Genomic DNA, 6,000 nt, shown 5'->3' with positions numbered 1-6,000 from the left:
ATTGCGGAAGATTCCCTACTGCTGCCTCCCGTAGGAGTCTGGGCCGTGTCTCAGTCCCAGTGTGGCCGATCACCCTCTCAGGTCGGCTACGCATCGTCGCCTTGGTAGGCCTTTACCCCACCAACTAGCTAATGCGCCGCAGGCCCATCCACAAGTGACAGATTGCTCCGTCTTTCCTCCTTCTCCCATGCAGGAATAGGATGTATCGGGTATTAGCTACCGTTTCCGGTAGTTATCCCTGTCTTGTGGGCAGGTTGCCTACGTGTTACTCACCCGTCCGCCGCTAGATTATTTAGAAGCAAGCTTCTAAATAATCCCGCTCGACTTGCATGTATTAGGCACGCCGCCAGCGTTCGTCCTGAGCCAGGATCAAACTCTCCATTAAAGACCAACCGAAGTTGGTTATAGAAAGAGCGATTAGCTCATGTTGAAACTGACGAGATAAAATATCTCATTGTTTGATTTTGCGAACAAAATCAGTTCACTCACTCGTTGTTCAGTTTTCAAAGATCAAACATTCTTTGTTTGCTTTAGGATTTCTTACGTTCCCCTCAGCAACTTTTATAGTATATCATGTTATTCAGGTTTGTGTCAACACTTTTTTTCAAGAGTGTTTTCTGCTTCTTTTATTTCAACACTTGAAGCGACAAAAAAGAATATATCATAAATCCACTATATTGTGCAACTGTTTTTTTAAAAAAACTCAGTTAAGTAACAATACACTCGATATAAAGCTCTCTTTGAAGCATCAGGTTAATGATCTCGCCATCTACTTGAATCAACGGACGAGTCGGGTGGTCTCGATCAGCAAATATAATTTCCCCTGTACGGTTATCATTGAGACGCACCTTGGTCCCATTATTAAATTGGGTTAGCTTTTGAATGAAGACTTGCACGACACTTGGGTCCAGCTTTCCAAATGATTCTGATTTGATTTGCTCTAGAACCAGATACGGTGATTGGGCAGGTCGGTATGTTTTCTCCAGAGTCATGGCATGGAATACATCAGCCACCCCTACGATTTTAGCGTATATGTGGATTTGCTCCCCTTTAAGACGCAATGGATATCCAGTACCGTCCACTTTCTCGTGATGCTGAAGAGCTGCCAAACGCACACCTTCGTTAATAGCCTTCACATTTTTAAGCAATTGGTATCCTAGTGATGTATGGCGGCGTACTTCTTCTTGCTCTTCCCGCGTTAGTTGGGAGGGCTTGTACAGAATGGACGGGTCCATCTTAGCATTCCCTATATCATGAAGCAACCCGGCAAAAGCCACCTGCATCCAATCCTTTTGAGGCAACCCAATCCATTGTGCAATGGAGTAAGAGGTAAGGGAGGTTAGCACGGCATTGTGAAAAATATAGTCCACTTCGATCATACCAGGCGGAGTATAGGTCATTACATTATAGCGTTGGATATGCGCCAGCAAGGACTCTAGTTGTCCCCGCAACTCATATATAGATAAATTAGAGACGAGCACTGATTGAAACGCATTCTTAACAAGCATCACCATTTTGTCATACTCATCCTGGAATTGTTCAGATTCATCTCGCCCATCTAACGAAGCTCCCTGCGATTCAGCTGTCCCAGATCGAACAGTGGTAGGCTCGCTACCGGATTTTGCAATATCATCCGTCCCTACCTCTACTTGTTGAATCAGGAACGCCTCTAAAATCTCTAAGTCACGTGGTAGCAGAATGCGCCCTTTCGGTAGTAGCAAGCTGCCCATTTCAGTAAAAACGTCGCTTTGCAATTTAAGACCTGCTTTTAATTCGGATACGGGTACAGTTGTCATGGTCAACCTCTCTGTTCTCACAACAGCTGCTCCAGCTGCCAGTTATGATGTCATTATATTACTTGGAAATGATCCTGTACATTCATTTTATGCCATTTAAAACGTACTGGTCTGAATTGATCAGCCTGAACAAGAAAAAAAGACTCTCTTGACCAAATAGCCAGAGAGTCTCTTCAATCTACATTTGTTGTTTCTATATTCAGGGCTTATTCGTCCTCAGAAGATTCTGAATCGTTACCTTCCGTATCTTCTGTATTCACTTCAAGAGTTGGTTCAGCAGATGATAGAGTTGGCTCCTCACCAGTTCCTCCATCCTCTAATAAATCCTCAAGCAGTTCATCTTGCTCCTCATTCTTGTTCGCACGACAAACCGTTGCAACCGAATCATCATCGCGAATATTAATCAGCCTTACCCCTTGCGTATTCCGACCCATCGTGGAGATTTCCCCCATGCTAGTCCGGATCAAGGTGCCACTAGCTGTAATAATCATCAAGTCCTCCTCGGCTTTTACAACCTTGAGGCCGACAACTGGACCATTTTTATCGGTAACGTTAATCGTCTTGATTCCCTTGCCTCCACGGCTCTGAATACGATAATCCACAGCAGGGGTGCGTTTGCCATAACCCTTGGCTGTTACGATCAGAATATCCAGGTCGGTATTGACGATATCCATGCCGATTACAGCATCACTTTCATCAAGACTAATCCCTTTAACTCCTGTAGCACTACGTCCCATAGATCGTACATCACTTTCAGGGAAACGGATAGACATACCTTGTGCTGTGCCGATAATCATTTCCTGCTGTCCATCAGTCAGCTTCACTTCGATCAGGGCGTCATCTTCGCGCAAGTTAATGGCAATCAGGCCGCCTTTGCGGATATTCGCATAGTCATCAAGAGGTGTTTTCTTAATAATCCCATGTTGGGTCGCAAAGAATAGATAACTGTCCTCCACAAATTCCTCAATTGGAATTACCGCATTGATCGACTCACCCTGTTCAATCTGAATCAGGTTAATAATCGGTGTCCCCCGAGCTGTCCGGCTTAAGTCTGGAATCTCATAAGCCTTAATCCGGTATACCTTGCCCTTGTCCGTAAAGAATAACAAATGATGATGTGAATTCGTAATGAACAGATGCTCTACGAAGTCCTCATCTTTGGTATCCATACCTACTACACCACGACCACCGCGTTTTTGACTGCGATACGTAGTAACAGGAAGGCGTTTGATATATCCAGTATGGGTTACAGTAATAATAACGTCTTCACGCGGAATGAGATCCTCATCAAGAATACTTTCTTCACCCACTGTAATTTCAGTGCGACGATCATCGGCGAAGCGTCCTTTCAGCTCATTCAGCTCTTCGCTAATGATGTTGAGTACCAGATGCTCATTCGCCAAAATTTCACGGTATTCCATTATCTTTTGAATTAGCTCGTTATATTCGTTCTCGATCTTCTCACGTTCCAAACCGGTTAAGCGTTGCAGACGCATATCGAGAATAGCCTGAGCCTGCTCAAGAGTCAGCGAGAAACGCTCAATCAGTCCTTCACGGGCTGCTTCTGCAGTTTGGGAAGAACGAATCAAGGAAATAACTTCGTCCAGATGGTCAAGAGCAATACGCAAGCCTTCCAGAATGTGTGCTCTAGCTTCGGCTTTTTTCAGATCGAATTCTGTCCGACGACGAATAACCTCAACCTGATGCTTGAGATAATAATACAAGACATCTTTCAGGTTCAAAATCTTCGGCTCATTGTTTACAATCGCAAGCATATTGATACCAAAATTGGACTGCATGGCTGTATGTTTAAACAAATTATTCAGAACGACGTTCGGGTTCACATCTCTACGCAACTCGATAACGATACGCATACCCGTACGGTCGGATTCATCTCGAAGATCCGTAATGCCTTCAATACGCTTGTCACGTACTAATTCAGCAATTTTCTCGACCAGACGAGCCTTGTTCACTTGGTAAGGCAGTTCATGCACGATAATCCGTGCTTTATTGCCAATCTCTTCTATGGTGGTCTTCGCACGCATGGTCACAGATCCGCGGCCAGTCTGATACGCCTGGCGAATGCCTGAGCGACCTAAGATATAACCTGCTGTCGGGAAATCCGGCCCTTGAATGTAATCCATAAGTTCCATCGGCGTAATGTCAGGGTTTTCGATCAGCGCTTGTACACCATCGATAACCTCTCCCAAGTTATGCGGAGGAATATTGGTTGCCATACCAACTGCAATCCCGCCGACACCGTTAACCAGCAAGTTAGGATAACGTGCAGGCAATACGACAGGCTCGTTCTCTTCACCATCGTAGTTAGGCATAAAATCAACGGTCTCTTTGTTCAAATCACGGAGCATTTCCATGGCTATCTTGGACAGCCGTGCTTCAGTGTAACGCATTGCTGCTGCCATATCTCCATCCACGGAGCCAAAGTTACCGTGTCCATCCACCAACATATAACGCAAGGAAAAATCCTGCGCCATCCGCACCATCGTATCATACACAGCCGTATCACCATGAGGGTGGTACTTACCGATAACTTCACCGACGATTCTTGCCGATTTTTTATAAGGCTTATCTGGCGACATGCCTAGCTCGGACATCGCGTACAGAATACGACGGTGTACCGGCTTCAGTCCGTCCCGCACATCAGGCAAGGCACGGCTAACAATAATACTCATGGCATAATCCATAAAGGATTCGCGCATTTCCACTCCGATATCCCTATTGATGATTTGCGAGTTATTTTGATCCGCCATGCTGGTCCTCCTTCTCATCCTTCAATACAGCGCTCTCTATGTGAAAAGCCTAACAAGACACTGCCTATATACTCCGCTCCTTGCGCAGGATTTTGGCTGAAATCCTCATCTGTATAATTATATTACTTTCACAAAAAGAGCACAATTAAACGCATTTGTCCTCTTTACAGCGTAAAACCCTCGTCATTCCCCTTCTGCCTGTAGCAGATTGCTATTTTCTTGTACAACTTACAAGCCCTGATTATAACAAATTCCCCTGAACTGGGGATTAGCCCCCACCCTAAGGGCCTTTTCCACATACAATACGTATACGGTCAGGGTTCTACTTAGCAAAATTCCGAAAAACGCCGTATTTCTCTATTATATCATTGTTTTACGCGCTTGTCCTTTAGTTTCCCTTGTTTTGTTAAAGGGTGTGTATTCCAGGTACATGACTCATATTTCGAAAAGAAAGGGATGAGAATACTTGTCTATTCAGCGAGTATCCAGTAAGTGGGCCAAAACAAATGCCATTCTTCCCCATCCGACATTGGCCGCTTATATACCGGAAACACGTTTGTACACGTTTGAGCACCTGAATGAAATGTTGGCGGTGTATGGAACTGTCTATATTAAGCCGGATAATGGTACTTATGGTAAAGGGGTTATGCGCGCAGAAAGGCAGACAGAGCAGCTTCCCCCGACAGAAGAAGGAATCATCGAGGAGAGAACTTGGTATGTGCTTCGCTATGAAGTAGATATCCTCACCTTTGAAAGTCTGGATGAGTTGCATAGGGTGGTTTCTTCTCGTATAAAGAAACGTCCATATCTAATACAGCGCGGAATTCCTCTTCTTCAGCATGAAGCCCGTCCCTTCGATCTGAGGGTATTAACCCAGATGAACTTGAGGCATCAATGGGAAACAACGCTTATTGTAGGACGTGTAGCTGCTCCTGACAAAGTCGTCACCAATCATCACAGCGGTGGGACAACGCGCTTTTTCAATGAATTGGTGGCTCCATACATGGATGTAAAGGAAGCCGTTCGACTGGAGCAAAAATTATCGAAAATGGGCGAGCGAGTAGCTTGGCAGCTACAAAAAAGATACCCTCGTTTAAGGGAAATCGGGTTAGATGTAGGATTGGACCAGCAAAACTATCCGTGGATTTTGGAGGTCAATACAAGACCAGCCATCAAAGTGTTCGCTTCTCTCCCAAACAAAAGCCTCTATCATAAAATATTCAGATATGCAGTAGGCTACGGCCGGTATACGGCATCCACAGGTAAACCTGTACGCTCTAAGAAAAAGGCCTAAAACATTGAAATTAAATATTCAAATCCATCCGGGCTGGTTAATGACAAGAAAAGGGACGCCCCATTTGGGCGCCCCTTGTGCACTCTTTCCTATACAATCCTAATGAACAGATATAACATAGCCATCAGGATGGAATAAC

The 6,000-nt window shown here is 44.8% G+C and carries 3 protein-coding genes and 1 rRNA gene; 1 reads left to right on the top strand and 3 read right to left on the bottom strand.

Features of this window, described 5'->3' with window-relative positions; all coding sequences use genetic code 11:
- The 3 genes from ACU1JV_RS15145 to gyrA all read right to left on the bottom strand — a co-directional run.
- A 16S ribosomal RNA gene (locus ACU1JV_RS15145) occupies positions 1–385 on the bottom strand; the annotation flags it as partial.
- Positions 386–707: 322 nt separating this feature from the next.
- Entirely contained in the window at positions 708–1,796 is a 1,089-nt protein-coding gene (locus ACU1JV_RS15140; protein WP_025679408.1) for an HD-GYP domain-containing protein, read from the bottom strand.
- A gap of 206 nt (positions 1,797–2,002) precedes the next feature.
- Positions 2,003–4,567: a DNA gyrase subunit A gene (gene gyrA / locus ACU1JV_RS15135; RefSeq protein ID WP_040102452.1), complete on the bottom strand. Its 2,565-nt coding sequence runs from the start codon at positions 4,565–4,567 to the stop codon at positions 2,003–2,005.
- A 466-nt stretch (positions 4,568–5,033) separates the two neighbouring features.
- On the opposite strand from gyrA, the gene ACU1JV_RS15130 reads away from it, so the two are divergent.
- Entirely contained in the window at positions 5,034–5,861 is an 828-nt protein-coding gene (locus ACU1JV_RS15130) for a YheC/YheD family protein (protein ID WP_013368649.1), read from the top strand.
- The last annotated feature ends 139 nt before the right edge of the window (positions 5,862–6,000 follow it).

It is taken from the genome of Paenibacillus sp. T2-29, from assembly GCF_052921365.1.
The sequence above is the reverse complement of the archived record's forward strand: the minus strand, read 5'-3'. Positions and strand labels throughout refer to the sequence as shown.